The organism is Streptococcus sp. CF8_Ac1-9 (assembly GCF_024295565.1).
Taxonomy (GTDB): Bacteria; Bacillota; Bacilli; order Lactobacillales; family Streptococcaceae; genus Streptococcus; species Streptococcus parasanguinis_X.
Window position 1 is genome coordinate 118,546 of record NZ_JANCOY010000002.1, and the last position, 24,431, is coordinate 142,976.

Here is a 24,431-nt window from a genome sequence, read left to right on the forward strand (position 1 = left end):
TAAAAATTTCAAAACAAATTGTTGATTTGCATCAGGGCTCTATTTCGTTTGCTAGTGTCCAAAATGAATTCTTTGAAAGTATCATTTCACTTCCGATTTTCAACATTACCAATTAGATAAAAAAATGGAGAAGAACCATTAGAGTCTTCTCCATTTTATTCATCTTTTCTTCCACTTATACCCTGTCTAGAAAAAATAATACACTATTATTATTTTACATTAACAATATCACTGTTCAACAGGTAAGAAATTCCCTACAATAATCCCTACAATTCTAGGATCTTCATCATACGAAAGAAAAATATCTCGATATTTTGGATTGATAGAAACTAACCGTAAACCCTGTTCTTCCTGGTAAACTCTTTTAATGTATGTCTGATTATTACAGACTACTGCATATACTGCACCATCATAATCAAATCCTGTCTCACGAATGAGAGCCACAGAGCCATTTTGATATTTGGGCTCCATTGAGTCACCAGAAATCCATGAGGCGAAATCATGGGCTAGTTCTTTATCAAAATAAACAGTATCATAGTTCTGATCGTTATAAACCGATGAACCGATACCAGCAGACATTTTTTCGTAAACATGGTATTCGTATAGTTTTTCTGATATCGAAACAACTTTCTTACATTGTTCTTTTTGAACTAGACTTCTAACATAACTAAGTGCTTGATCTTTTCCTTCATCTGATAAAGCATTGTATATCCTGACGATTTCTATCTCCGTAAAATAACCTTTTGGCACTTTTAGAATTTGCTCCAAAAGCTTTACTTTTTCTCTAGACGGTTGTTTTACTCCACGCTCCCATGCGGAATAGGCTTGATAGCTGACTCCCAACTGATCTGCAATATCCTTTTGAGTCATTTTTAGCTCTTTTCTACGAGCCTTTAATTTTTCTGGCTGATACATCGTTTCCCTCACATTAATAGTAATTTCAATTCAGCTTTTTGTTTTGCTTCTTTGTCCGTTAGCTTATTTTTATCCCAAACATAAGCTATAGATTTTCCTTTGTCATAAATGAGCCATACTTTTAAATTCTTTCGGCAAGTCTTTATTGTTTTCCAATTCTCTTGATCTAGAAGTTCTGGATACTCTTGACTAGTTACAAAACCTCTTTTGCTCACAGATAGCTCTATCTTATTGATGAGAGAAGTCTGGTAGTTGTTAAACTCCTTTATAATATGTTCTTTGATGCTGTGAAACAAAAGGAGTAGTGTGGCATTTTGTCCATCAATATAAGCATCGATAGCCTGCCTAATGGTATTTTCTTTTTCAGGATAATATTCTCTAAGAAGATCTAAAAGGCGAAAGAACAATGCCTGTTTTGAGACATCGAGGCTATTTTGAATGTGTTGAAAGGTGTCGCAACTATAATAAATCTTTGACAACAAAACAATGTCAGGCATTAATACTACAGCAGAGAAAATATTCGCTTCACGCTCTAGTAGGTTCTCCTGATTATCAATAGATTCAGTAAAATAATTGCCTTCATGCTCTAGGATAAAATGTCCTAGCTCATGACACAGAGTAAAATTCTGCTTTACAATTGGATTATCCTTTTCATAAGAAAAACTAATACCTAATTCATCAATAACAGTTAATCCTTCAATCTTATGATTTGAAAAATGATGACTAATCACTTGAATCTGATATTCCTGAATACAGTGTTGAAAGAAGTAATTAAAATTATAATTTAGTAACGAAATATCATGATCCTTCATGTACTGATATAACACATGTTTTGTAGACTTACTTATTCTTGTATACAATTCATCCAAAGAATGATACCTCCCTTAAGTATAAATTACAAAACTAAACCATTTTGGTTGAGTATATTGTATAAAAAAAGTGGACAGATGTCCACTAATTTTTTTCTAATCGGTAAAGATCGACTCTATGAGAATAGGCTGATCTATTAGGGTATATAACCAAAACTTCTCCAGTACAGTTATTATGCTGTTTTCTCCAGTCTGGTTTATTTAACCATATTACCTTTATATCTGCAGGGAGATCATATAAATTTTTTATTACATCCTTTGGCTCTATTTCTTCTCCTTTATACACCTCTAATTTATCTCTAAATTCAGGTACTTGAATATCATCTGTTGTATATAATTTATCTGCAACATAATTAATAATGATTTTAATCTTGTCCATTCTTTTTGAAAAACCAAATTTTGGATAAGAAATAAGATAGTACAACATTAATAATATCAATAAACGTTCTATACCTGTAATAAACAACTCTATAATACCATTTGGTGCTGAATTATTATTACTATAGAAATAATATAAAAATCTTGACTTATTAAATACGATAACAAATAGATAGAAAAATAAAATTAATAAATTAATCTGTAATTTGAGTCTAATTTCTTTTTTTCTCACATCAAATGTTTTTAGGTTCTTTTCTAATAAGTTTGCTTTTTCTGAATTAATTTTTGTTGATAAGAAGAGTATTTCACTAGAAAAAATCTGATTCACTATTACCATTATTAAAACCACAACAGCCCAATCGCTTTTACTTACAAAGCCAATTAATAATATTGATAAAGAAAGAAATGAACCATTCCACAAATCCAGAGAAAAAAGTTTCAATAAATATCTAATAGAATAGAAAATAAGAAATAAAACTATTCCTAATATTATAATCATTAATCCGCTCTTTAAAAAAGGTTTTAAAAAAATATATATGTCTATAATATTTTTTGAACAAAAAGATTTAATGAAACTACTGAAACTTGATATACAATTAATAATACACTTTGGAATATGAGGAGAAACAACTTTTCTTATACCATTTGTATATATATTTAGGTCAAAAACTATTAACATAAGACCAAAAAGCCACATATTCAACCAATTAAGAAAGTAATATAATTGATTTTTCGCGGGGATTATTCTACTTCTATAAAACTTCCTCAAAAAATCTATTGAATTTTCGTTAACCCAAATTATTGTATCATTTTGGTAAGAACACTTACACCAAAAATAAGAAAATATTTGTGCTAGAGATAGAACAAGTAATGAAAGATATTTATGATTCACTAATGCTAGTATACACATTAGTAAAGGAACGACCAAATCATACTTTGCTGTAATATCTCTACTTTTCTTCAATTTGTCAAAATGAGACATCACCAATTTCAACTCATTATAGTCAAAATTGAACTCAAATTGGAATGTATTTCCTTCTAATTCGAATTTATGTCGATTATCATACTTTTTATAGACAAGATATTTTTCTCTTTTTTTGGGAGGCAATGCTTGGTTTTTTAATATTTCTTGATTTAAGTCTACAATCAAATCTAAATATTTTTCTATGAATAGATTGGTTCTGATGTTACAAACATCGAGTAATTCAACTACATCACGGAGAAAACTATCTTTTAGCTCCACATGAAAAACTCCATTTATGTTATTAATCTTGCTACTAATAAAATTTGAGTCAATTTTTTCAAGCATAGAATATCACTCCCTGTTGCCAAATGCCTTTTTTCTCTTTTCCATAAATTCGATCAACTCTTTTTTGAAAATTTCTTTTTCTTTCTCAGTTAAACCTCTTGAGTTCATACGGAATAACAATTCAATATTATCTAGTTCATCTGATTTTTCTTCTGAGTTTCCAACTAGATAATCAATTGATACATCAAGAATTTGTGCAATTTTAACGAGATTTTCTTGTGTTGGTTTTTTGGCGCCACGCTCCCATGAAGCATATGCCTGTTGGGAGATATTTAGTTTTTCAGCTATTTGAGCTTGTGTTAGTTTTACTTGTTTCCTTAGTGTTTTCAAGCGTTCTGCGAATTCCATATGTGACCTCAAAAAATTATTTTAAAATTTTGCAGAAAATCGTTGACATTTACAACTATTGGTTGTATAATATAACCAACAACTGATAGTTGTATAGCGATTGAAAATAATAACCTTATCTTCAAGGCTAAATCACGATCATTGACAATTAAATAAAAAGTGCGTCTGACAACCAGAGGACTGACTATCAAACTACACTAAACTTCGTACCTTTATTGTAATCTATTTGATAGGTAAAGTCAAGTCCGTTTTATGGTTGAAGTGAAGATAGAAAACAAATATTTGTGGGCTTCCACGCATTTCGGACTTTAGCACTTTTCCGAATAGTAAAGTGAACTGGCTTCGCCAAAGGGCGTAAGAGAATCCCTTGGGTATGATCAAGACTACCTAAAGAGATTGGCTGGGAAAGCGATGGTAATTGACGCAAAGCACCTTGCTAAACGTTGCCACCGTGAAGGAGGGATCCTTCAACCAAATAACTTTTCTTTACTGCTGTCTATCTACTAGGATAGACCTACTCTCAAGCTACTAAGTTCTTCCTTTTTTCACTTAGTAGCTTTTTTACTTATTACAATAAAGGAGAAAAATATGACAAACTTTTTTCGCACTACAATGTAAACGACTCTATGATAACTATGAATTTACCTATGGTATGTTTAGTGAATCCGATAAACTTCAAGCTAAACTCTATGCTCAAGCTCAAATTGATTTAGACCATCTGGCTCAAGATGCTCGTAGAAATGGCTATGCTCATGGGGATATTCAATTCTATAGTCGTATGTTTAAACGAAAACTATTTACCCACTATTACTCAAGAGTGAAGCAACTAGCTTAACTCTTTTTATTTTACTCTCAGAAAGGAAAATCTTATGATCTCAGAAACACTTAAAATGAAACCAGAATTTGTTGGCCCTGCTTACTACGAACGTTTGGGAAATGCTCCTAAATTTATTTTTGGAAAAGAAGGCAAATACCAACGCCACATTCTAAACAGCGCAGAGCACGGTGCCTTTCATGTCATTACACCAGCCTCTACAACGGTCATTCCAGAAGATTCTATAGTAGAAGTGGTTAACCCAATCTTTTTCCCAGACACTGCTCTAAATGGTAATACTGTTGCACCTTATCTCAATGTCTTTGCGGAAAAATTGGTACTTAAAAAATAAGAATTAAAAGGAGAAAATCACATGGCTAAAATTGGATTAAACTACGGAGAAAAACTACAGATTGCTGACAAGACCTATCGTGTCATTACAGACGGGTTAGATGTCCCAGCTGTCCTTGGAAAACTGACTTTCCGAGGCATTGAAGGCCCTGATATCATCTTTGAAGTGGATCGCTCACAACGTAATCCTGATGGATCATTTGTTCAGGTCAATACTGGAGAAATCCGTGGGATTGTGGTAGGGATTCATTCTTCTGTCCAGCACGAAACCCTCTTTTTCACCATCGCAGATATGTCTGAGTCTGAAATTGAAGACCTGGGTATTAAATACCGAGAAGAAGTTGAACTAGAAGATATTGTTATCACTCATACCCACGTCAATCGTAATGATATCTATAAGCTCTTTGCTTCTAAAATCAAGAAAAAAGCTGGAGGCGCACCGACTAAAGAAAACAAACCAGTAGAAAATAAGAAAGAAAACTAGGAGGTGATGCAGGATGAAACTCTTTACCTATCGGGGAAAAAGAGTTCGAGTTTTTCATCGTAAGCTAAAGGGAATCACATGGTTTATCTGGTGGTTTCCTTTTTTGTTGGCTATTAGTTATTACAGCTACGTACATCTAGAAGAATTAAAAGTCCATCCCTTACCTCAAGGATATTTTCTAGGAGCTGGGCTTTTCTTTTCTTTACTCCTTGCTTGTTTTATCAATCGAATTTGCTACAGGAAGGTGCTCTTTTTTCAAAAACTCAACAGCCTTCGAATTCTTTCTCGCTTTTTGTTAGAGAATAACCTCTATCTCGTTAAAAAGGTCAAGCGTGAAAACAAGATTATTGAAAAAATCGCCTTGCCTCAAGTGTATATCAAACAGTCTCGCTACAAGATTGAAGTGAGTTTCATTCTAGAAGGTAATAAATTTCAAGATCGCTTTCTCAACCTTGGAGCCACTCTTGAAGTCATGTTTAACGGGGACTTTCGTAATAAAACCTTTGATAATCGCTTTATCAAGTATGAAATTGCTATTAACCGAATTGATAGCCGAATCACCATCGATGAAGTAAAAGTCAAGGGCTCAAAACTCCAGCTCATGAAAGATGTATCTTGGGATTATATTGAAGAACCTCATCTTCTCATCGGTGGTGGAACTGGTGGAGGGAAAACCGTTGTTCTCATGACCATAATCTATGCACTAGCTAAAGTCGGCTTTGTCGATATCTGTGATCCAAAGAATTCGGATCTAGCTGGATTAAGAAAAATTCCAGTCTTTCATGGTCGAGTCTATACAAGTAAAGAAGCTATCATTAACTGTTTTAAAGACAATGTAGAGTTCATGGAAAAACGCTATGAACGGATGTCTACTTCGCCAAAATTTCAAGCTGGAAAGAACTTTACTCACTATGACATGAAACCAAAATTCATTCTCGTGGACGAGTGGGCAGCTCTTATGGCCAAGATTGACCGTGACTATAGCCAACAGTCAGAACTGATGGAATATCTCTCACAATTAGTTCTAGAAGGTCGTCAAGCTGGTATCTTTATCATCTTTGCTATGCAACGGCCCGATGGAGAATTTATCAAAACGGCTCTTCGGGATAACTTTATGAAGCGTCTTTCCGTCGGTCATTTGGAATCAACAGGCTATGACATGATGTTTGGAGATGCCAATAAAACCAAAGAGTTTAAAAAGCTAGATGAAATTAATGGAGTCAAGGTCAAAGGACGGGGCTATATCGCAAACAACGGTGAGCTGGCTGGGGAATTTTTCTCTCCTTATGTACCGCTTGATCAAGGTTTTTCCTTCTATGATGCCTACTCTAACATTCCCATCATGGAGTTTGAAGGAGAAGAATTCTCAGTATTTGAAGAATATAAACCAACGGTTGAAACAATTGATCCTATAGAGGAAGAGGAGGCTATAGAAAACGAATCAAACAAGAGACCACTCAAAGAATTCGCAGACGAACAAAATCTTAAAATGCCAACCTTACGCAAGATTATCTATCTCTTAACAGAACAAGGGATCATCTTTGAACGGACTGTATCCGCTATTCTAGTGGATCCTTTTCAAGAAAAACTTCTTCTTGAAATCCTCGCTCAATTTGAAGAGGGAGGACGCAAGTCTTATCCAAAAGCAGTTGAAGCGACGATTGTTCATCATGGGCTAGGACAAGGGCAAGGGCAAGCCTGACCGCAGGTCAGGCGCAGACCGTAGCCCGAAGTTTCTAGGCCATGATGAAACTTCAACCCCCGTTTTCTAATAGGGGGGTTACATTTGGCAAAAACGCCAAGTCCACCCCTCCTCATTCCTTGTGGGAGTTGGGTTTTCAATTTTTATGAAGTGTGTCACTTTCGTCAAAAAAGTGTGTCACTTCGTTAGAAAGAGGTGTTGCAATGAATGGACAAAATTAGTCCTTTTCATATTAAGAATTTCAGAAAACAAACAGGACTTAGTCAAAAAGCATTTGCACAAGCTGTTGATCTTCCTACACGAACCTACCGCTCTTATGAAACAGGCGAAAGAGGGCTAACGATTGATAAGTTTAGGGAACTAAAAGAAAGACTCGGTTACTATCAAGACTGCGATAAAAACAGACTTCGGGCTCAGATAGACTATCTACGATTGACCTTTCCGAGATTAAAGGATTTAGACGCTTTCTGTGAAAACTTCCTTCACTGTCACCTAAGCGAATTTACAGACCAAGAAACCCGTCTCATGAACTATACCCACTTGTGGCAACGAGGAAATATCTGGATTTTTGATTTCTTTGATAAGTCTGTGACTAATGACTACCAAACTTGTCTTCAACTATCCGGTCAAGGATGTCGTGAGCTGGAATTGCTTCTAGAAGACAAGGGGATCACTTGGCAGATCTTTCTTCAAAATATTCTTTATTCCTATGAAGATGTTCGGGTAAAGCGTCTCGATATCGCTTTAGATGAACTCTATAAGGGTTATGGTCACGAGGACGAACAAATTCAAATTCCCAAATTGATTGATAAACTCTATTCCAAAGAAATTGTTCTAGATACGATCAAGAAATGGAATATCACGGGTGGTGGATCTTTCACAGATAATGAAGACATGGAAGCTAATCACGGCTTGTCCATTTATTTTGGAAGTCGTCAAAGTCAACTCTACTTCAACTTTTATGAAAAGCGCTATGAAATAGCTCGAATGGAAAACATCTCCTTGGACGAATCCTTGGAGATTTTTGGTATCTGGAATCGCTATGAACTCCGCTTTTCAGATCAGAAAGCTCAAGGCATTGTGGAGGAATACATCAATGGTGTAGATCTCGGAGAAATCGCAAGAGGTATCGTCAATAAAGAAATCCAAGTCTATGATGGAGTTACTCGTTTCGGAGCCTATAAACCTGATGAAAAATGGCAACGGCTCTTTGGGGGTGTCGAACCCTTAAAACTCTCAACCAACCCACAACCATACAGTATTGAGCGAACGATTCGCTGGCTTACCTATCAAGTTGCTAACTCTCTTGCACTAGTCACTGAAGCAGACAAGATCCTCCAAACAGAATACATGAAGATGATTCAGAACAGCGGAGAGATTACTGATCGAGGAAAAGCCATGTTACGACTTCTCAAAGCCAATAAACACTATGAACACTAGAAAGGAAAAACTATATGGAATACAAAGTTCAAATCAATTCACTAGAAAACTTTAAAGCCTGGTCCGGTGGACTAACGACCTTAAACACCGTCCGTGAACGTGGTGGAGTAGATACCCTAACTGTCATTTGTGAAGATATCTTCTCTGGTGATACGCCAACAGAAGGACAAATCAATGACTGGCTCTGGTTTGATTCAGATTTTATCTACCAAGCTCTAGGATACGATGATCTGCTTGAGGCTTCTTGAGATGTTAAAGAAGATTTATCAAGCAGACTTTCTGCTTCTTCCAGAACACGAATTCTGGAATATGTATATCCTCTTACGAAAAGGCAAGGACTTCTACTACGAATGTGCTGGCAGGTGCACAGAAGATCTTCCAGATAGTAGAGGGTTCTATAACTATGAACATGCCTGTTTCACACTAGATGGTCAAGTGTTGAGCGTAAATAAGAAAATGCGCCCCTCACTGATTGCTTATATTCAAAAGACCATCAAAGAAAACCAAGAAACATTTAGAAAGGAAATTGAAATGGCCACTAAAACTATTTTTGAAAAGAAAGTCTCTCAAGTCACGAATGAACTGGGAGAATTACTTAAAAAGAAAGATCACAGAGAGGCTTGGACCAAAGCTGGAGAATTAAATAGTCTCCTAAAAAAAGAAGAAGCCAAAGACCTAAAGCCTGACTTGATCGAACAACTCCAAACTGAGTTGCGAGGCTACTATTACATTAACGGCGAGATCGAAAAAGCCAATAAGCGACTCTATGCAAAGGGCTCAAAGCTCATTGAACTTGCTGCTCTCTAAAAGGAGGATCTATGGATAAAGCCAAACGATACTTGCTTCAAGCAAAAGAATACCTCTCACACTTTAAAAAGGTGGAGAAAAAAGGAGGTCCACCAAAACTAAAAGTCACCAATAAAAAGACCGTCAATATCGCAGTCATAGGAGGAATTTCTTTCCTCCTTTTTGTTGGTCTCTTGGGATCTATTCGTGCTATCACACTATCAAATAAAGTAGGAGCACTACAAGCTCAAGTGGAGGCTACTAAAAAACAAAAGGCACAGCCAATGGAGTCTAGTAGAAAATATGACTACAAACTCCAGTACTACTTGAATGACTACGTCTATGCCTATTTCACTCTTCCACAAGAAGGAGATAAACAACAAGCTCAAGTAGACTACCTAAATAGCTTTTACAACTTCATTCCTGATGTGAAAGCCCAAGGTCAAGTTCGAAATCCTAGTGAACTCCTCTATTCTCAGTTAGTGACTGTAGAAGGGAAAGTTGCGACCTATAAGATTAAATACAAGGAAATTATCCGTCGGGATAATAACACAGAAGAAAAAGAAATTGTGACAGGTTTCAATATTCCATTTGATGAAAAAGATGGGAAATACTATATCTCCGGCCTTCCTTGGTTCTCTGCTATTGAATCTTCACAAGCTGGCCACTTTAGCGAAGACGATCAGCTACAACTAACCGCTAATGATCACTTTTCAGATGGTCAGCGTAAGAAGGTTGAAAAGTTCCTCAAAGTCTTCTTTACCAACTATACTACTAACCAAGACAACCTCAATCTGATTGCTAAGGATGTAGATATTATAGCCAATACCACCTTCAAAACGATTGATTATACCTATCTTAAAAAAGATGGTCAGAATCTAATCGCTTATGTCCAAGCAACCTTTGAGGTCGGGGGAACCACTCACTCGGAAAACTTCACCTTTACTCTCTCAGAAAAAGAAAAGACCTACTATGTCACAAAACTAGAGCACACAATTCCACTGAATTATGCAAATGATAAAGAATAGGAGAACTCTATGAATACAGACAATCTACGAACCTTCCTCCAGGGCGATGGAATTTGGATCCTGACAGCCATTGCCGTGCTCTTAGCGATCAAGGCTTGGCGAAACAGCTCTTGGCTTCAACTCTTCTCTGTCGTTGGTTTCTATGCCGTTATTGTTTCTATTGCGAAAGGACAAGATATCCTAAAAGCAGTCGGCTGGTTCCTGCGACTCTTCGGTATTGAATCAGGACTTTAAGTATGAATGAAGAAAGACTGTATGATTACAGTAAGGGTTTAAATGCTCCTTATTGGATCCAAGAAATCAAGACAAAAAAGGGCACTCGACTATGGTACTTTGCGACACCGATGCAGTTGTCCTTTTTCATTGTTTTTATCATCGTCTTTGTGGCCATGTTACTCTTTGGAGGATTTATCTTTGTGCCACTCGCAAAAATCACTCACTCAATTTCTCTCTTGCTCTATTGGTATCTCCCTTACAAATTGGCCAAGTTCTATACTGAGTACGAGCCTCACGGTAAAAAGATGCACGTCTTTATTGGAGATTACCTGATTTACTTCTGGGACTTTAAGCTAAACAAAAAAGCTATCTACCATGAAGATCGAATAGAGCCTGTAGAAGAAATTGTCTTTGAAAAAACAAATCTATAGAAAAGGAGGACCTATGAGTATTACTTTAACTTATCCTATTAGGGAAACACATGAAAATCTAGCTCTCAAAAAAGATCAAACTGTTGTTGCGTATTATCGTATTCCTAACACTCCCATCACCATTACAGATGATGAGAAAAAGGGTAAACATAAAATCACTGTTGCTCAAATGATGAAAAAGCTCCAGAAAAACAAGTTCTTTGAAATATCTCTAATCCCTAAAGACTATCTCTTAGAAGAGAAAATGCGGGACTTTTCAGATGCTCTCGCAGATGATAGTCGTGAACTAGGAGAAGAACTTCTTCTCTACACAGTGGATCGTCTAACAGATGAAATGGAGATCCCTTATCAGTTTGACTGGGTCGTGGGCGTGACCTTACGCAAACAAAATCATGGAGCTACCGTCAAAGATTTAGCCTATGAGAGCTTTAATGAGTTCACAGAAAAGATCGCAAAGGGTCTTGGCTATGAATATGAATTAAGTCCCACTTGGTATGAAGACTATAAAAGTGATGAATTCACTATTTTCCAAGCCTTCTCCGTCCTTCGGGCAAAACGGTTATCCAATGAAGAACTCTTTTATTACCAGCGGATGCAATACCTCCGCTATATCCCTCACTACAAGAAGGAGGTACTGGCCAATCGTGCTCAATTCAATATCACTGATACCTTAATCAAAGTCTTAAAAGGCGGCTTCCTCAAGCTAGAAAGCCCTTATGGATCTTCCTTTGTGACTATTCTTCCTGTAGGTAAATTTCCTGTTCAATTCAATGGCTTTCACCTAGGTGAATTTATCCAACGTTTGAATTTTCCCGTAGAACTACGAATCAAAGCGGAGTTCATTGATACTGGTAAAATCAAGGGTCGAATGGGACGGTCAAATACACGTTACAGAAACATCATGGAGGAGGCAGAAAATACCGATACTGTCCAACAAGACGAGATCATTATGGGATCCATCTCCTTAAAAGACTTAATGAAGAAAGTCGGAAACAAGGAAGACATCATAGAATATGGAGCCTATCTTATCGTCTCTGCTTCTAGTGTCAATCAGCTTCGTCAAAGACGGCAAGTGGTTTTAAACTACTTTGACGATATGGGAGTCGAAATTAGCGAAGCCTCTCAAGACGGACCTTATCTCTTTCAAGCTCTACTCTATGGAGAAAATCTTCAAAAGAAAACTCGCACCTGGACACATATGGTCACAGCTCGTGGATTTTCAGAACTCATGCCCTTCACCAATACTTCTTCTGGAAACCGTATCGGTTGGTATATCGGCCGAGTAGACAACTGGACAGGACGTTGGGATAACATTGCGAAAGCCATCGATTCTTCAAAGAACATTGTCCTCTATAATGCGACAGTCGGAAATAAAGAAGATATCGCTGGAAAGATTACCAAGAACCCACACATCATCATCACGGGGGCAACAGGTCAAGGAAAATCCTTCCTTGCACAGATCATTTTTTTAAGTGTGGCTTTGCAGAATGTCAAAACACTTTATATCGACCCTAAACGTGAACTTAGAAATCACTATCAAGAAGTGATCAACTCACCTGAATTCGCACGACTCTACCCTGAACGAAAGAGACAGATTGAGAACTTTAACTTTGTGACACTGGATAGCTCGCTTCCATCTAACCACGGAGTTTTAGATCCTATTGTCGTACTAGATAAAGAACAAGCTGTAGAGGTCGCAAAAAATATGCTTGAGTTTCTACTACAAGCCGTAGATGATGTCACAATGGACCAGAAAACAGCGATTACAGAAGCTATTAATGCGATTGTAGAGAAACGAGTCGCTGGTGAGAAAGTCGGCTTTAAACACGTCCTAAAAGTACTTAGAGACTCCACTTCCTCTGAAATTGCATCGGTTGGACGTTACCTGACCTCAATTGTCACAAACTCTATCTTGGAACTAGCCTTTTCAGATGGTACCACTCAAGGACTTAACTATGAATCACGAGTGACCATTCTAGAGGTCAATAACCTCAAACTACCAAAGGACGATTCCACAAAAATTTCAGATCATGAACGCAATTCTATTGCCCTCATGTTTGCGCTTGGTGCCTTCTGTACCCACTTTGGAGAACGAAATGAAAATGAAGACACCATTGAGTTCTTTGACGAAGCTTGGATTCTTATGAAGTCCGCAGAAGGAAAAGCCGTTATCAAAAATATGCGTCGGATTGGACGCTCCAAAAACAATACCTTGGCATTGATTACTCAATCTGTACATGATGCAGAAAACGACGATGATACAACGGGGTTTGGGACCATCTTTGCCTTTTATGAAAAGTCTGAACGGGAAGATATCTTAAGACACGTCAATCTAGAAGTCACTGAAAGCAATCTCGAATGGATTGACAATATGATCTCTGGCCAATGCCTGTACTATGACGTGTATGGCAATCTCAACATGATTTCCGTACACAACATCTTTGAAGATATTGATATGCTTCTAAAACCAATGAAAGCTACGGTATCATCAAGTCTTGAAAATAAATACGCTAGTTAGGAGGTGAATCCATGCAAGAAGCTTTTGACAAACTAAGAGGAGTCGATATCTTCTCTCTCAAGTCCTATATGGAGCCTACTGGATTCGCTTCCTTTAACGGGGCTTGGGTTCTGATTAATGAGCTTTTCGTCAACTTCTTCTTTTTCATTCTAAACGCAGTGGTGGGCTTCTTTTCTTTGCTGATTCGAATTCTTGAAAAAATTGATCTCTACTCTAGCTATAAGAACTATGTATTTAATGGAGCGATGAATATCTGGAAAGGATTTATCGGTTCAAATGGAAGTGGAGTTTCCAAGCAATCTCTCGTTTCAATGTTGCTTCTAATCCTAGCTTTCTATCTCTTTTACCAGTTTTTCTTTTCGAAAGGAGCTTTTTCAAGGACTCTACTTCATGTTTTTCTGGTACTCATCCTTGGCTTTGGTTATTTTGGAACCATCGCAGGGACGTCTGGTGGCCTTTATCTGCTTGATACCATCAATAACGTTTCTAAAGATGTCACTAAAAACATCACGAATATCAAGGTGGAATATGGCAATAATAAATCCATTAAAATTGGTGATTCCATGGCAGATAGCTATATTGCGGAAACCTCTTATAAAGCCTACGTCTTTGTCAATACAGGTCAAGAAAATGGAAAATACAAGAACAGTCAAGATGGGAAACAAGAAACTTTTGACGATAGTAAGGTATTAGGAACAGGCGATAAGAATGGAAACTTTAAAGCAGTTAAGTCTAAAGATCGCAATAAATATCTAGATGAACTAGGAAATGGAGCCAATGATGATGGTGAAAAGAACCGTTGGGTTTCGGCAATGCCAGATTTCATCTTTACTCGTATGTTTTATGTGATCTTCAAAATCTGTGAAGCCTTTGTATTAGCGATCCCCGTTATCTTGATTCAGATGTTAAATGTCATTGCTCAGACACTCGTTCTGATGATGATCCTGCTCTTTCCAATTGTGCTATTGATGTCCTTCGTACCAAGAATGCAAGATTTGATTTTTGGAGTTCTGAAAGTCATGTTTGGTGGGCTGCTTTTTCCAGCTATCACGAGTTTATTAACGCTTTTAGTATTCTATATTGAAAAAATGATCGAAAACATTGTCATTACAGGTTTTGATGGCATCCTTAAAACACTTCCGTCTTTGATTATCTTTGGCCTTGTCTTTAAACTACTCATTTCAGTTGTCTCAAAAGGACTTGTATACTTCCTTCTATGGAAATACAAAGCTGAACTGATTCAATTCATTCTTGGATCTAAAGCACGTATGGTTGCGAATGATATTGGAAACAAAGTTGAAAAAGGGGTCACAAAGACCAGAGAGGTGGCTTCACAAGTACCATCGAGAAGTCTTTCATCTGCTCAACACCTTGGGAACTTTGCCTTAGCAGGTGCTGGTTTCGGAGCTGGAATGGTGATGAATGCCAAGAGTCACTTCCAAAATGTCGGATCTTTCTTTACCAATAAGGAAACAGAGCACCAACCTATTGAAGTGCTCCCAACAGAAACACTTGAGACTCCAATAAGTCCAGATGCTCCAGAACTAAGCATTCCGAAAATAAAGCCAACGCCACAAGGGGTTAAACCAGTTGAAGAAAAAACACCATCAACTCCTTCAATGGAATCCCCAATCACAGTAGAGCCAACACCAAGTTCAAACGAGGAATTTCAAACTCTTAAAGAAGAGTGGATTTCTCCATTTAAACAACTCCGCATTAATAGTATTGAGCACAAATTAGAGGAATATAAAGATCCTCAAGCCATGTACAAAGCCCAAGGATCCAATGCCTTCACTCGTGCTTATAGAAAAACCATGACACGAGATGATAAATTGAGAGCCAATATTGAACGAAGAGACCGATTAACAGAACGCTTAAAACAACTTAGAGGAGAATAATATGAATACCAAGATACGCTCAAGAACTGCTTTTCCAAGAGTTCTTGAAGAAACTCTTTATCAAGCCTACCAAGAAGGAAAACGCTCAGTCGATTTCCTTCTTTTGTTTCCAGTCTCAGAACAAGAAAGAGACCAAATCATCCTACAGACTAAGTCCTATTCAGTCGTTTTAGATGCGAAATGGCGTTTTGGGACTGTTTTGTTCACTGCTTATATAAGACATTGATTAGAAAGGAGATTCGATGAAAAAACTAAAATGGTTTCTATTAGCTAGTCTCATTCCTCTCTTTCTACCAGTCCTCATTATCATTATCCTTATGGGGGCTGTCGGAGGTGGTGGAACGAATGGCTCCCCCCAATCCCAAAATGGAGTGACTTATGCGGATCATTGGTCAGATGGAGATCCTTATACCCATAACTTACTTGTCCATCGCTTCGGTATAACAGCAGAGCAATTAGACGGCTTTTTAGATACTTTAGGAATCTCCTATGATAAGAACCGAATTAATGGGAAAAAGCTCCTCGAATGGGAAGCTAAATCTAATCTTGATGTCCGTGGAATCGTTGCGATCGCACTGAATGAAAGTTCCCTTGGAACTGCTGGAGTTGCCACTAATCCTGGAGCTAATATGTTTGGTTTTGGGGCCTATGACTCCAATCCAGAATACGCAAATCATTTCAATGATGAGGTTGCTGTTGTCGGACTAACCCAACAAACCATCATTGGAAATAAAAACCAAACCTTCAAAATTCAAGATGACAAGGCTAAGAAATTTGCGAATGGAACACTCAATCCATCAACTGATGGTGGAGTCTATTTCACAGATACTACAGGATCGGGAAAAAGACGTGCAGAAACCATGCAAAAACTGGATGCCTTCATTGATGAACATGGAGGAACACCAAAAGCTCCTGAACAAACTACAGGAAAAACTAGAGATGGTGGAGGAGTCACTTCAAATGATATACCGGTAGGTTACAGTCTGACAACAGCTATTGACACTACTGGCTACATCACAAGCACTTATCCATGGGGACAATGTACCTGGTATGTCTTCAACCGTGGAAAACAAGTTGGAGTCAACTTTGATCCATTTATGGGAAATGGTGGACAATGGATGAATAAGCCAGGTTTCACAACAACTCATACTCCAACAGAACACTCTGCAGTTTCATTTAGCCCTGGACAAGCTGGAGCTGATCCAATATACGGACACATTTCATTTGTGGAGCAAGTCAAATCAGACGGTTCAATTCTCGTCTCAGAATGTAATGTTAAGGGATTAGGAATTATTAGTTACCGTACTTTTGACGCAGAAACTGCCAAACAATTTACATATGTTTTAGGACATTAGGAAGGAATAGATATAGATGATTCAAGTTGTGGATAAAAATGATTTAATGGAATTGATTGGATATTCTGAAACACAAGCTAGTAAATTAATACGAAAAGCTAAGAGCCAGCTTGTACAAGAAGGATTTGAATGGTATAAGAACAAACGTATTGGACGTGTACCAATTATCACAGTTGAATCCATTCTTGGTTTTCAAATACAATTAAAAAATGATATAATTGAGGGGAACCTTCAAAGCGCTGTCATGACTGAAGGAGAAAAATAGCATGGCGGTAATTAAACAGGACGATGGACTGTGGCTAGTTGATATTAGTGATGGTAAAAGTTCCTTAACTGGCAAACGTATACGACATCGTAAATCTAATTTTTTAACGAAAAAAGAAGCAGAGGAATATGAGGCTTATTACCGTATCCATAAGCTAAATCAGATACAGAATACAAAAAAACTTACCATTTCCTCTCTTTATGTAATGTTAAAAGAAGAAGATGAGCTTCGTGGAAATAAAAAAGGTACAGTAGATACCCAGAACTCATACTATACCCAATATGTATCGCGATTCTTTGAATATGCTGATATGTCTTCAGTTACCATTCAAGATGTAAAAAAATATCGAGATTGGCTAATTGAACAGCCAAGTGTAAAAGGTGGGACACTTACACCAATGCATATCAACCAACAAATGATTTTTGTTCATAAGTTGTTTGATATTGCCATTTCGAAAGGATATAGACAGGATAATCCATGTGATGCTATTCGGAAACTTCCAGAAAAGCATAAAGAAATGTCTTATTATACTCCTGAACAATTCAAGGAGTTTGAATCTTATTTTGAAGAAAGTGAGTATCCTTTTAAACTTCTGTATCGTGTACTCATGTTTACGGGAATTCGTATGGGGGAGGCACTTGCTTTAACTTGGAGAGATGTTTTTCTTAACGAGGGATATATTAAAATCCGTAAGTCAGCCTATTATCGCAATGGGAAAATACATATTGGATCTGTAAAGACGACTCAATCAAATAGAGAAATCTATATCCATAAAGCTTTTGTGGATGAGTTGAAGACCTGGAAGTCAGTACAAAGTAAGAGGCTGTCTAAGCTAACTGATTCAACAGATGATTTGCAGATTTTCCAATTTTCAGGGGAACCTATGACTGCTCCAAATGTCTCTAACTTTAGAGCAGCATTCAAGAAACGATTGCCAGAAGACTTCAAATTGATTCGAAACCATGATTTTAGGCATTCACATGTAGCCTTTTTGATAAATCAGGGATTGAGGAGAGGAGAAGGAAAGGATTACATCTTTTTCACACTGATGAAAAGACTAGGGCATAGTTCTATCAATACAACAATAAATGTCTACTCACATTTGTTCCCATCACAACAAAAAGAAGTCGCTAACGCATTTGACGATTTTTAAAAAAATGGGCAGAAGTGGGCAGTAAAAATTAAGCAACAGGGTCTAAACCCTTGATACGAAAGGAATATAGAAAATCTTATGATGAATATGCAAAATATGATGAAGCAAGCTCAAAAATTGCAAAAGCAAATGGAGCAAAGCCAAGCGGAATTAGCCGCAACTCAATTTGTAGGGAAATCTGCTCAAGACTTGGTTGTTGCAACTCTTACAGGTGATAAGAAGGTTGTCTCCATCGATTTCAACGCCGCAGTGGTCGACCCAGAAGATACAGAAACGCTTTCTGATATGACGGTTCAAGCCATCAATGCTGCCATTGAAGAAATTGATGCGGCAACTAAGAAAAAACTCGGTGCTTTCGCAGGGAAATTACCATTTTAAGCTAAGGAAGTTTTCATTAACTCAAAAGAGGCTCAGTTTTGAGCCTTTTTCAGATTGAAGACGAAGTCATATTAAAAACTTTCCTTGGGTGAGTACGGACGTTAGGTGAAATTATCCAGTGGATGATTTCAGCAATCCAGGAAGTTCCAAGACTAATTATTGAGCCTAAGGTCTCAATAATTCCGAGTGCCTGAAACGTTATTGTTTCAGGCACTTTTCTCACGGCGGAAAGTTTTAGTATTTTCTTTCTTTGAAACACTAACGATATATTTTTAGGTTTATGTCAGCAATTTTATTCTTTTCTTAATTCAATGACTTGATCGTATCGACTTTCATTATCAATATGGTGAGCGATTTCTAACACCATCATCGGTAGTGAGAAAATCAAGTCTCGAACCATCTGGCTATTTTCTGAATCAAGAGCTGCAGTTACCTCATCTGCTAATAAAATATCCTTTTTACGAAGTAGGAAGCGGGCTAGTTCAATTCGGACACGTTGTCCGCCTGAAATATTTTCTCCGTTATTAGTGATTACAAAATCAAGCCCATCAGTTAATTCATGGTCGAGTTTGACTTGTCTTAAAACAGTCTCTAATTCTTGATCTGAAAACTCTTGTCCCAAACTGAGATTGTAGCGAATAGTATCATTAAAGAGGAAAGGATGCTGGCTGATAATGCCTACCTGACGAACAAAGTGACTTGTTTTAACTCCATCCCTTGTACGACAAGTAATCATTCCGGCATCCGGCTTTTCTTCTCCTGTGATCATTCGAAAGAGGGTTGATTTCCCACAGCCACTTGGCCCTTTGATGAGGACTTTTTCGCCTTGTCGAATGGCTAGATTAAGATCGCGAATAATCTCTCTACCATTATAAGATTTACTTAAATGAGAAATTTCTAGTTCTTCTACTTGAGAGATCGAATGATTGTTCGTTTCACTATCATCTGCTCGATTTAAAATTCCGAAAATCTTTTCTGCCGTTGTTTTGGCTCCTTGTACTTCAACCACATCATACATGATATTTTGGATAGGTCCTACCAGTTGACCAGCAGCAATATACATAGCAACCAGGCTAGCCACTGAAACATGATGACCCTGCATAGCAAGGAAGAACCCTAATACCAAGGGGAGTACTTGGCTCAGAAAGACCATAAAACCATTACAAAAGAAAACAATATTATGGGTAAAAACAAACTTTTGAATGGCTCGCTGATAACGTAGGTTGATATTCCAAACGCGTTGAGAATTTTCAGGCAAGGCTTGATTCATTCGCAAGGTTTGAGCTCCTCGAATGCTATCAGAGATTTGGTTATGAACAGCTGTTCTTCCCTGAGACATTTCATCCCCTGAATTCTTTAGCTTATTATTCATCAAGAATTGTGGAATGGGACGTAAGATCGTGAAGAAAACAAAGATAGAACCCAATAAAACATTTTGGGTAATAATATAGATCGCCGTAATCAGTGCTCCAAATCCCCAGCATGAAATAGACATATAGCGTTCAAAAAAGTTATCTCCTAGAAATTCCATATCCTGTGTCAGCATGGTAATCTTTTCATCTTCACTATATTCTCTGTCTTCCATTAACTTATGAAATAATGCCATTCGGATATTCATGTGAATTTCACGTCGAAAGACATTATTTGCATGATTACAAAATAACATAAGACTATACAAAGCGAAATAGACAGAAAAACCAAAGAGGGCAAATTTCCAAATAGAGGAATAGGTAAGGTTATTTTGATCTATCGATAGTGCTTTGGCAACAACCAAAGGTTGCCCTAATGCGAGACCCCCATTTGCCAGTGCTCCAATAATGGTTAGGTATTTTGTTTTTTTATCAAGATATTTAAAGATATTAATCATAAATCTCTCCTAGAAAATAGAACCCTATGGTTGAGAAATATCAGATGTAATCATTAAATCTTATTACATATTATTCTTTGTGATATATTTTACATGCTCATTATACATCTAAGAATAAGTCTGGTCAATGAATATTCAAAAAATTAGAAATGATTAAATCTTTAATAACTAATATTTTAAGTTAAGACTTTGAATATGCTCTACTTGTCTGTCGGATGAAAATTTGCTTTAGTCAATCTTTACAGAAATGAAATAAAAAGCACCCCCAAAGAAAGATATGAAAACATCTAACTCTAGGAGTACTGCTCAGTTTTGAGCCTTTTTTTATTCATCAAAAAATCCGGATAAGTCCAAGCCTCCGAAGGGGTTGGTGAAGAAGTTCTCTTGCTCTTCAAGGAGGGTGCGGCCTTGATCAAATTCGAGGAATTGTTGGTAGACAAGGGCTGTCATGCGGGCATCCTCTAAGCTATCGTGTGATTTTCCTGCAACTCCCAAAAATTCTGCAACGGTGTGGAGTTGGAGATTTTTAATGCCGTGGAGGTCAGATGGACGACGTTCGAAAGCCTCGTCAAAGACATCGACAGCGTACTGGTCTTCTAGATCCAAGCCATTTTCAAGTAGGATGGGTAGGTCGCTCTTTTTGGCATTGTATCCGATCAAGGGCCGGTCTCCTACAAAGGCCTTGAATTCGCTGAGGACCTGTTCTAGTTGTGGGGCATTTTGGATCTTGTCCTGGGTAATGCCAGTCAGGCCGTTAATAAAGCTTTTTAGGGGCTTATCGGTGTAGACGTAGGAGTCGTAGTGATCGACTTCTTTACCGTTCGTAAAACGTACGGCAGACACCTGGATGATCTGATAGGCGCCTTCGTATTGGTTAAATTCGAGATCAAAGGCGATATAATCTTCTAATGCTTTCATGGGAAATCTCCTGTGGTAGAAAAGAAAAGGGACTGGTAGGATCCAGCCCCGGATTATCGACGGAAAACGCGTGCCCAGAAACCTTTGCTTTCTTGCTCTTGAACTTTTTCGTTGGCTTGTTCGAGTTCAAGTTTCAAGGTATCGCGGTCGTTCATTGCTTGTAAAGTCAATTGTTGTTGTTGGTCCAATTGCTTGTCTTTTTCAGCAATTTGAACGTCTTTCACGCGCAACTGTTCATCTTTCTTAGCGAGTTGCTCGTCTTTGGCTTTGAGTTGCTCGTAGAGACGGACGATTTCAGCATTTTTTTCATCTACCAAAATTTCCATCAATTCGCGTTGCTTCACATCATCGCTGACTGGCTCATCTTCAAAAATAGTTTTTTTGTAGATTTCTTCGAGCTTAATCAAGCCACTACGGGTTACAACGGTAACCCCTTTTTCGTTTTTTTGGGTATCTTCTGGAGCCAGCGCCTTGACACGGTTATTGACCGCCTGGCGGCTGACTCCTAAAATTTCAGCAATTTCGCTGACAGTTTTTTCAATCGCCATAACTTCCTCTAATATCTTTTTCTATGAAATACTCTATTAGATAGTAACATAAGTAGGCTAAGCTGTCAAATGAAGCAAAGAAAGGCTAAGCCTTGATACCACGATTAGTGGACCTCTGTCATTTCAGGAAGATGGAGGCTTGATTGTGCTAAGTCAATGGTGAGTTGGTAATCGGTTTGATCACGCACAGTGATTTCAAAGTCCGTTGTGTAAAGGACCAGGCGAAGGGTCGCTCCTTTTTCGAGCTTGTAGATGGTTGGTTGGAGATCAAAGTCAAATTCCATCCACTCGCCTGGCGTCACGTCCTCAACCTCTAAGAGATCATGACGATTTTGGAGGTTGAGATAACCTTTCGAAATGACTCGTTGGCCCGCTTCCTTAAATGGCAACTCGGTCAAGTTGTCTAGCATATGGTAGCGACCGTTATCCAGTGTACGGACCGATAAGACTGCAGGATAGGGTTGGAGGTATTTCTTGCTTCCAAGCTCTAAGAGTTGGGCTGAGAGAAGGCCTTTATTGGTGCTGGAGTGAAGTCGTAGGTGAAGGCGAGCTTTCCCGTTGAGGTGCAGGTCTTCTTCGATTGGAAGATCGATGGTTACCTGTTGGGCCTTGTCTTGGTAGAGGTCCGTTAAGAAGGTCGGATAAGCCTTACCATAGCGCTCGTAATCTTTTGTCTCGTAGCGGTTTTGGATGACTTTTTCACCATCTCCGAGTAGGAAGGTTCGCTGACTTGTTTGATTGCCAAAATCATCCAAGGAAGTCCAACTTTGTTCTCCTGTATTGTCCTGCCAAATGACAGTTGGCAACTCATAGCTTGAATCGTAGCCCAGCAATTTTTTAGAGAGGAGGGCGTTCATGCTCTCACGGAAGTCAATGGACTGCCAGTTGTTGAGGTAGACATGGGCACCATTGTGATAGAAGAGGTGTTTCTTGATGTTTGCTGGAAGGGCCTGGAACATGTTAAAGACGTGAAGCGGTTTGACGTTCCAGTCTTGGGAGCCATGGGTAAAGACCACCTCTGCTTGGACTCGATCAGCATGTAGGAGATAATTGCGATCGTGCCAGAATTGATTGTAGTCTCCGGAAGCGCGGTCCAGCTCTTTTTTGACGCGATCAAGATCGGCTTGGTGGGCCGCATTGTGGTGTAAATAATCCCCACCTAAAAGGTTGCGTGAATAGGTCAATTCGGCAAGGGAATCAAAATCTTCACCTGGATAGCCGCCAGGACTTGTCACGAGACCATTTTCGCGGTAGTAGTTGTACCAAGAAGAGATCCCAGCCTCTGCTATGATGACTTCTAGACCGTCCACACCTGTGGTCGCAAGGCCGTTAGACATGGTTCCAAGGTAAGAGATCCCGGTGGTTGCGACCTTTCCATTAGACCAATCAGCTTTGACTTGGCGTTTGCGTGTGTGATCTGTAAAGGCCCGGCAACGGCCATTGAGCCAGTCGATAACGTTCTTGTAGGCTTCGATTTGTTGGTAATTTCCATTGGTCATCAAGCCTTGCGAATCTTTTGTCCCCACTCCAGATACGTAGAGATTAGCGTAGCCGCGTGGAAGGAGGTAGTCGTTGAGGGTATAGCTGGAATTGATATGGGTGAGAGTTTCTTCAGCTTCATCGACTAGCTCAGCTGAACCGACAGGATCCACCAATTCTAATTGAGGTACTTCTACTTGAATGGTATGAGGTTCTTTGACCTCGAGGTCGACATTCATATTGTAGAGGGCCTTGTCGCTGGCCTTATCGTTGGTCCCTTGGTGATAAGGACTTGCGGTCATAACAGCTGGAATCTTGCCTTCATAGCGAGGACGGATAATGCTGACCTTGACCAAGTCTGGCAGACCATCTTTGTCGGTATCGACCCGACTTTCCACATAGACGACCTCGCGGATGGCATCATGGCTCGTAAAGGTTGCGAGGCTCTTGCCGTTAAAATAGTGATACTGGTTATCTTCAGGAATCAAGCCATCGCTGACCAACTGATCGATGAGTAAATTTCCTTTTACTGTTCGAGTATTGAGAAGGTGATAGAGGTTTTCTACCAAGTTTCCATACTCAATCGGAAATTGGACTTCTTTCAAGAAGCTATCCGTATCTTCAAAATCAATAAAATAGCGGAAACCGAGTAATTGGAGGGCTACTGTGTAAAAAATGTTCGGAGACCATTCGCAGTCAGATTGGATATACGTTAAAAAGTCTGTTTTAGAATCCACCACTAGGTTAGAGAGGGGATAATCTGTATCTTTATAGGTGAAGTAAACCTTGCGGACAAACCATTCAAACAGTTCTTTTTCTGGGAGGTGGGTGGGAAGGTCAAACCCAATTTCTTTTAGTTCCTTAAGAATGTCTTTTTGGTCAACAGATAGATAGCTATATTGATTGTATTTCATAGACTGCTCCTTTTATCAGTTTCTTTTTTCTTTACTTCTTATATTATACTTGATAAAATAGTATTTG

At 38.3% G+C, this 24,431-nt stretch carries 25 protein-coding genes; 17 read left to right on the forward strand and 8 right to left on the reverse strand.

Translation table 11 applies throughout. The features are described from left to right. Positions 1-228: 228 nt before the first annotated feature. The 4 genes from NML76_RS04090 to NML76_RS04105 all read right to left on the reverse strand — a co-directional run bounded on the left by NML76_RS04090 (position 229) and on the right by NML76_RS04105 (position 3,819). Positions 229-915, reverse strand: a complete 687-nt coding sequence (locus NML76_RS04090; RefSeq protein WP_215194937.1) for an XRE family transcriptional regulator — start codon at positions 913-915, stop codon at positions 229-231. An 8-nt stretch (positions 916-923) separates the two neighbouring features. After that, complete coding sequence (locus NML76_RS04095; RefSeq protein ID WP_215194938.1) at positions 924-1,784, reverse strand: ImmA/IrrE family metallo-endopeptidase; 861 nt, start codon at positions 1,782-1,784, stop codon at positions 924-926. Positions 1,785-1,869: 85 nt separating this feature from the next. Next, on the reverse strand, positions 1,870-3,471 hold the full coding sequence (locus NML76_RS04100) for a Rib/alpha-like domain-containing protein (RefSeq protein WP_215194939.1): 1,602 nt from the start codon (positions 3,469-3,471) through the stop codon (positions 1,870-1,872). Between the two features lie 6 nt (positions 3,472-3,477). Further along, positions 3,478-3,819, reverse strand: a complete 342-nt coding sequence (locus NML76_RS04105) for a helix-turn-helix domain-containing protein (RefSeq protein ID WP_215194940.1) — start codon at positions 3,817-3,819, stop codon at positions 3,478-3,480. A 652-nt stretch (positions 3,820-4,471) separates the two neighbouring features. On the opposite strand from NML76_RS04105, the gene NML76_RS04110 reads away from it, so the two are divergent. The 17 genes from NML76_RS04110 to NML76_RS04190 all read left to right on the forward strand — a co-directional run bounded on the left by NML76_RS04110 (position 4,472) and on the right by NML76_RS04190 (position 18,638). After that, the gene (locus NML76_RS04110) at positions 4,472-4,654 is read left to right on the forward strand and encodes a hypothetical protein (protein ID WP_006149311.1); all 183 of its coding nucleotides are present in this window, start codon (positions 4,472-4,474) and stop codon (positions 4,652-4,654) included. 34 nt (positions 4,655-4,688) lie between these two features. Further along, positions 4,689-4,985 carry a cytoplasmic protein gene (locus tag NML76_RS04115; RefSeq protein WP_254732744.1) on the forward strand — a complete coding sequence of 99 codons (297 nt, stop codon included), beginning with the start codon at positions 4,689-4,691 and terminating at the stop codon, positions 4,983-4,985. A 21-nt stretch (positions 4,986-5,006) separates the two neighbouring features. After that, positions 5,007-5,468 (forward strand): hypothetical protein, encoded by a 462-nt coding sequence (locus NML76_RS04120; RefSeq protein WP_006149314.1) that lies wholly within the window; start codon positions 5,007-5,009, stop codon positions 5,466-5,468. A 13-nt stretch (positions 5,469-5,481) separates the two neighbouring features. After that, on the forward strand, positions 5,482-7,170 hold the full coding sequence (locus tag NML76_RS04125; protein ID WP_254732746.1) for an FtsK/SpoIIIE domain-containing protein: 1,689 nt from the start codon (positions 5,482-5,484) through the stop codon (positions 7,168-7,170). 207 nt (positions 7,171-7,377) lie between these two features. Beyond that, a complete protein-coding gene (locus NML76_RS04130) occupies positions 7,378-8,610 on the forward strand; it encodes a replication initiation factor domain-containing protein (RefSeq protein WP_254732748.1) in 1,233 nt (410 codons plus the stop codon). A gap of 14 nt (positions 8,611-8,624) precedes the next feature. After that, entirely contained in the window at positions 8,625-8,858 is a 234-nt protein-coding gene (locus tag NML76_RS04135) for a hypothetical protein (RefSeq protein WP_000456042.1), read from the forward strand. A gap of 1 nt (position 8,859) precedes the next feature. Further along, entirely contained in the window at positions 8,860-9,417 is a 558-nt protein-coding gene (locus NML76_RS04140; protein WP_049522778.1) for a conjugal transfer protein, read from the forward strand. An 11-nt stretch (positions 9,418-9,428) separates the two neighbouring features. After that, on the forward strand, positions 9,429-10,424 hold the full coding sequence (locus tag NML76_RS04145; RefSeq protein WP_254732750.1) for a conjugal transfer protein: 996 nt from the start codon (positions 9,429-9,431) through the stop codon (positions 10,422-10,424). Positions 10,425-10,433: 9 nt separating this feature from the next. Further along, on the forward strand, positions 10,434-10,658 hold the full coding sequence (locus tag NML76_RS04150; RefSeq protein WP_003005585.1) for a TcpD family membrane protein: 225 nt from the start codon (positions 10,434-10,436) through the stop codon (positions 10,656-10,658). Positions 10,659-10,660: 2 nt separating this feature from the next. Beyond that, positions 10,661-11,071, forward strand: a complete 411-nt coding sequence (locus NML76_RS04155; RefSeq protein ID WP_006149323.1) for a conjugal transfer protein — start codon at positions 10,661-10,663, stop codon at positions 11,069-11,071. A gap of 13 nt (positions 11,072-11,084) precedes the next feature. Continuing rightward, on the forward strand, positions 11,085-13,589 hold the full coding sequence (locus NML76_RS04160) for an ATP-binding protein (RefSeq protein ID WP_254732752.1): 2,505 nt from the start codon (positions 11,085-11,087) through the stop codon (positions 13,587-13,589). 11 nt (positions 13,590-13,600) lie between these two features. Next, positions 13,601-15,487: a conjugal transfer protein gene (locus NML76_RS04165; RefSeq protein WP_254732754.1), complete on the forward strand. Its 1,887-nt coding sequence runs from the start codon at positions 13,601-13,603 to the stop codon at positions 15,485-15,487. A 1-nt stretch (position 15,488) separates the two neighbouring features. After that, a complete protein-coding gene (locus tag NML76_RS04170) occupies positions 15,489-15,713 on the forward strand; it encodes a hypothetical protein (protein WP_006149326.1) in 225 nt (74 codons plus the stop codon). A 16-nt stretch (positions 15,714-15,729) separates the two neighbouring features. Continuing rightward, the gene (locus NML76_RS04175) at positions 15,730-16,842 is read left to right on the forward strand and encodes a CHAP domain-containing protein (RefSeq protein WP_254732756.1); all 1,113 of its coding nucleotides are present in this window, start codon (positions 15,730-15,732) and stop codon (positions 16,840-16,842) included. Positions 16,843-16,858: 16 nt separating this feature from the next. Continuing rightward, positions 16,859-17,107, forward strand: coding sequence for a DUF3173 family protein (locus tag NML76_RS04180; protein WP_003005186.1), 249 nt, complete (start codon positions 16,859-16,861; stop codon positions 17,105-17,107). 1 nt (position 17,108) lies between these two features. After that, positions 17,109-18,260, forward strand: coding sequence for a site-specific integrase (locus NML76_RS04185; protein WP_254732758.1), 1,152 nt, complete (start codon positions 17,109-17,111; stop codon positions 18,258-18,260). Positions 18,261-18,338: 78 nt separating this feature from the next. After that, positions 18,339-18,638 carry a YbaB/EbfC family nucleoid-associated protein gene (locus tag NML76_RS04190; RefSeq protein WP_003005613.1) on the forward strand — a complete coding sequence of 100 codons (300 nt, stop codon included), beginning with the start codon at positions 18,339-18,341 and terminating at the stop codon, positions 18,636-18,638. Between the two features lie 292 nt (positions 18,639-18,930). On the opposite strand, the gene NML76_RS04195 is transcribed toward NML76_RS04190, so the two are convergent. The 4 genes from NML76_RS04195 to NML76_RS04210 form a co-directional block, all read right to left on the reverse strand. Further along, a complete protein-coding gene (locus tag NML76_RS04195) occupies positions 18,931-20,505 on the reverse strand; it encodes an ABC transporter ATP-binding protein (RefSeq protein WP_251457498.1) in 1,575 nt (524 codons plus the stop codon). Between the two features lie 324 nt (positions 20,506-20,829). After that, positions 20,830-21,423 carry a 3'-5' exonuclease gene (locus tag NML76_RS04200; RefSeq protein WP_251457495.1) on the reverse strand — a complete coding sequence of 198 codons (594 nt, stop codon included), beginning with the start codon at positions 21,421-21,423 and terminating at the stop codon, positions 20,830-20,832. A gap of 53 nt (positions 21,424-21,476) precedes the next feature. Further along, entirely contained in the window at positions 21,477-21,986 is a 510-nt protein-coding gene (locus tag NML76_RS04205) for a DUF536 domain-containing protein (protein ID WP_255309074.1), read from the reverse strand. 89 nt (positions 21,987-22,075) lie between these two features. Next, on the reverse strand, positions 22,076-24,364 hold the full coding sequence (locus NML76_RS04210) for a Xaa-Pro dipeptidyl-peptidase (RefSeq protein ID WP_251457492.1): 2,289 nt from the start codon (positions 24,362-24,364) through the stop codon (positions 22,076-22,078). Positions 24,365-24,431: the final 67 nt, after the last annotated feature.

Bases quoted from the DNA above. Each gene is read 5' to 3' on its own strand.
- NML76_RS04090 (WP_215194937.1), bottom strand. From the start codon at position 915: ATGTATCAGCCAGAAAAATTAAAGGCTCGTAGAAAAGAGCTAAAAATG.
- NML76_RS04100 (WP_215194939.1), bottom strand. From the start codon at position 3,471: ATGCTTGAAAAAATTGACTCAAATTTTATTAGTAGCAAGATTAATAAC.
- NML76_RS04105 (WP_215194940.1), bottom strand. From the start codon at position 3,819: ATGGAATTCGCAGAACGCTTGAAAACACTAAGGAAACAAGTAAAACTA.
- NML76_RS04110 (WP_006149311.1), top strand. From the start codon at position 4,472: ATGTTTAGTGAATCCGATAAACTTCAAGCTAAACTCTATGCTCAAGCT.
- NML76_RS04115 (WP_254732744.1), top strand. From the start codon at position 4,689: ATGATCTCAGAAACACTTAAAATGAAACCAGAATTTGTTGGCCCTGCT.
- NML76_RS04120 (WP_006149314.1), top strand. From the start codon at position 5,007: ATGGCTAAAATTGGATTAAACTACGGAGAAAAACTACAGATTGCTGAC.
- NML76_RS04125 (WP_254732746.1), top strand. From the start codon at position 5,482: ATGAAACTCTTTACCTATCGGGGAAAAAGAGTTCGAGTTTTTCATCGT.
- NML76_RS04130 (WP_254732748.1), top strand. From the start codon at position 7,378: ATGGACAAAATTAGTCCTTTTCATATTAAGAATTTCAGAAAACAAACA.
- NML76_RS04135 (WP_000456042.1), top strand. From the start codon at position 8,625: ATGGAATACAAAGTTCAAATCAATTCACTAGAAAACTTTAAAGCCTGG.
- NML76_RS04140 (WP_049522778.1), top strand. From the start codon at position 8,860: ATGTTAAAGAAGATTTATCAAGCAGACTTTCTGCTTCTTCCAGAACAC.
- NML76_RS04145 (WP_254732750.1), top strand. From the start codon at position 9,429: ATGGATAAAGCCAAACGATACTTGCTTCAAGCAAAAGAATACCTCTCA.
- NML76_RS04150 (WP_003005585.1), top strand. From the start codon at position 10,434: ATGAATACAGACAATCTACGAACCTTCCTCCAGGGCGATGGAATTTGG.
- NML76_RS04155 (WP_006149323.1), top strand. From the start codon at position 10,661: ATGAATGAAGAAAGACTGTATGATTACAGTAAGGGTTTAAATGCTCCT.
- NML76_RS04160 (WP_254732752.1), top strand. From the start codon at position 11,085: ATGAGTATTACTTTAACTTATCCTATTAGGGAAACACATGAAAATCTA.
- NML76_RS04165 (WP_254732754.1), top strand. From the start codon at position 13,601: ATGCAAGAAGCTTTTGACAAACTAAGAGGAGTCGATATCTTCTCTCTC.
- NML76_RS04170 (WP_006149326.1), top strand. From the start codon at position 15,489: ATGAATACCAAGATACGCTCAAGAACTGCTTTTCCAAGAGTTCTTGAA.
- NML76_RS04175 (WP_254732756.1), top strand. From the start codon at position 15,730: ATGAAAAAACTAAAATGGTTTCTATTAGCTAGTCTCATTCCTCTCTTT.
- NML76_RS04180 (WP_003005186.1), top strand. From the start codon at position 16,859: ATGATTCAAGTTGTGGATAAAAATGATTTAATGGAATTGATTGGATAT.
- NML76_RS04185 (WP_254732758.1), top strand. From the start codon at position 17,109: ATGGCGGTAATTAAACAGGACGATGGACTGTGGCTAGTTGATATTAGT.
- NML76_RS04190 (WP_003005613.1), top strand. From the start codon at position 18,339: ATGATGAATATGCAAAATATGATGAAGCAAGCTCAAAAATTGCAAAAG.
- NML76_RS04195 (WP_251457498.1), bottom strand. From the start codon at position 20,505: ATGATTAATATCTTTAAATATCTTGATAAAAAAACAAAATACCTAACC.
- NML76_RS04200 (WP_251457495.1), bottom strand. From the start codon at position 21,423: ATGAAAGCATTAGAAGATTATATCGCCTTTGATCTCGAATTTAACCAA.
- NML76_RS04210 (WP_251457492.1), bottom strand. From the start codon at position 24,364: ATGAAATACAATCAATATAGCTATCTATCTGTTGACCAAAAAGACATT.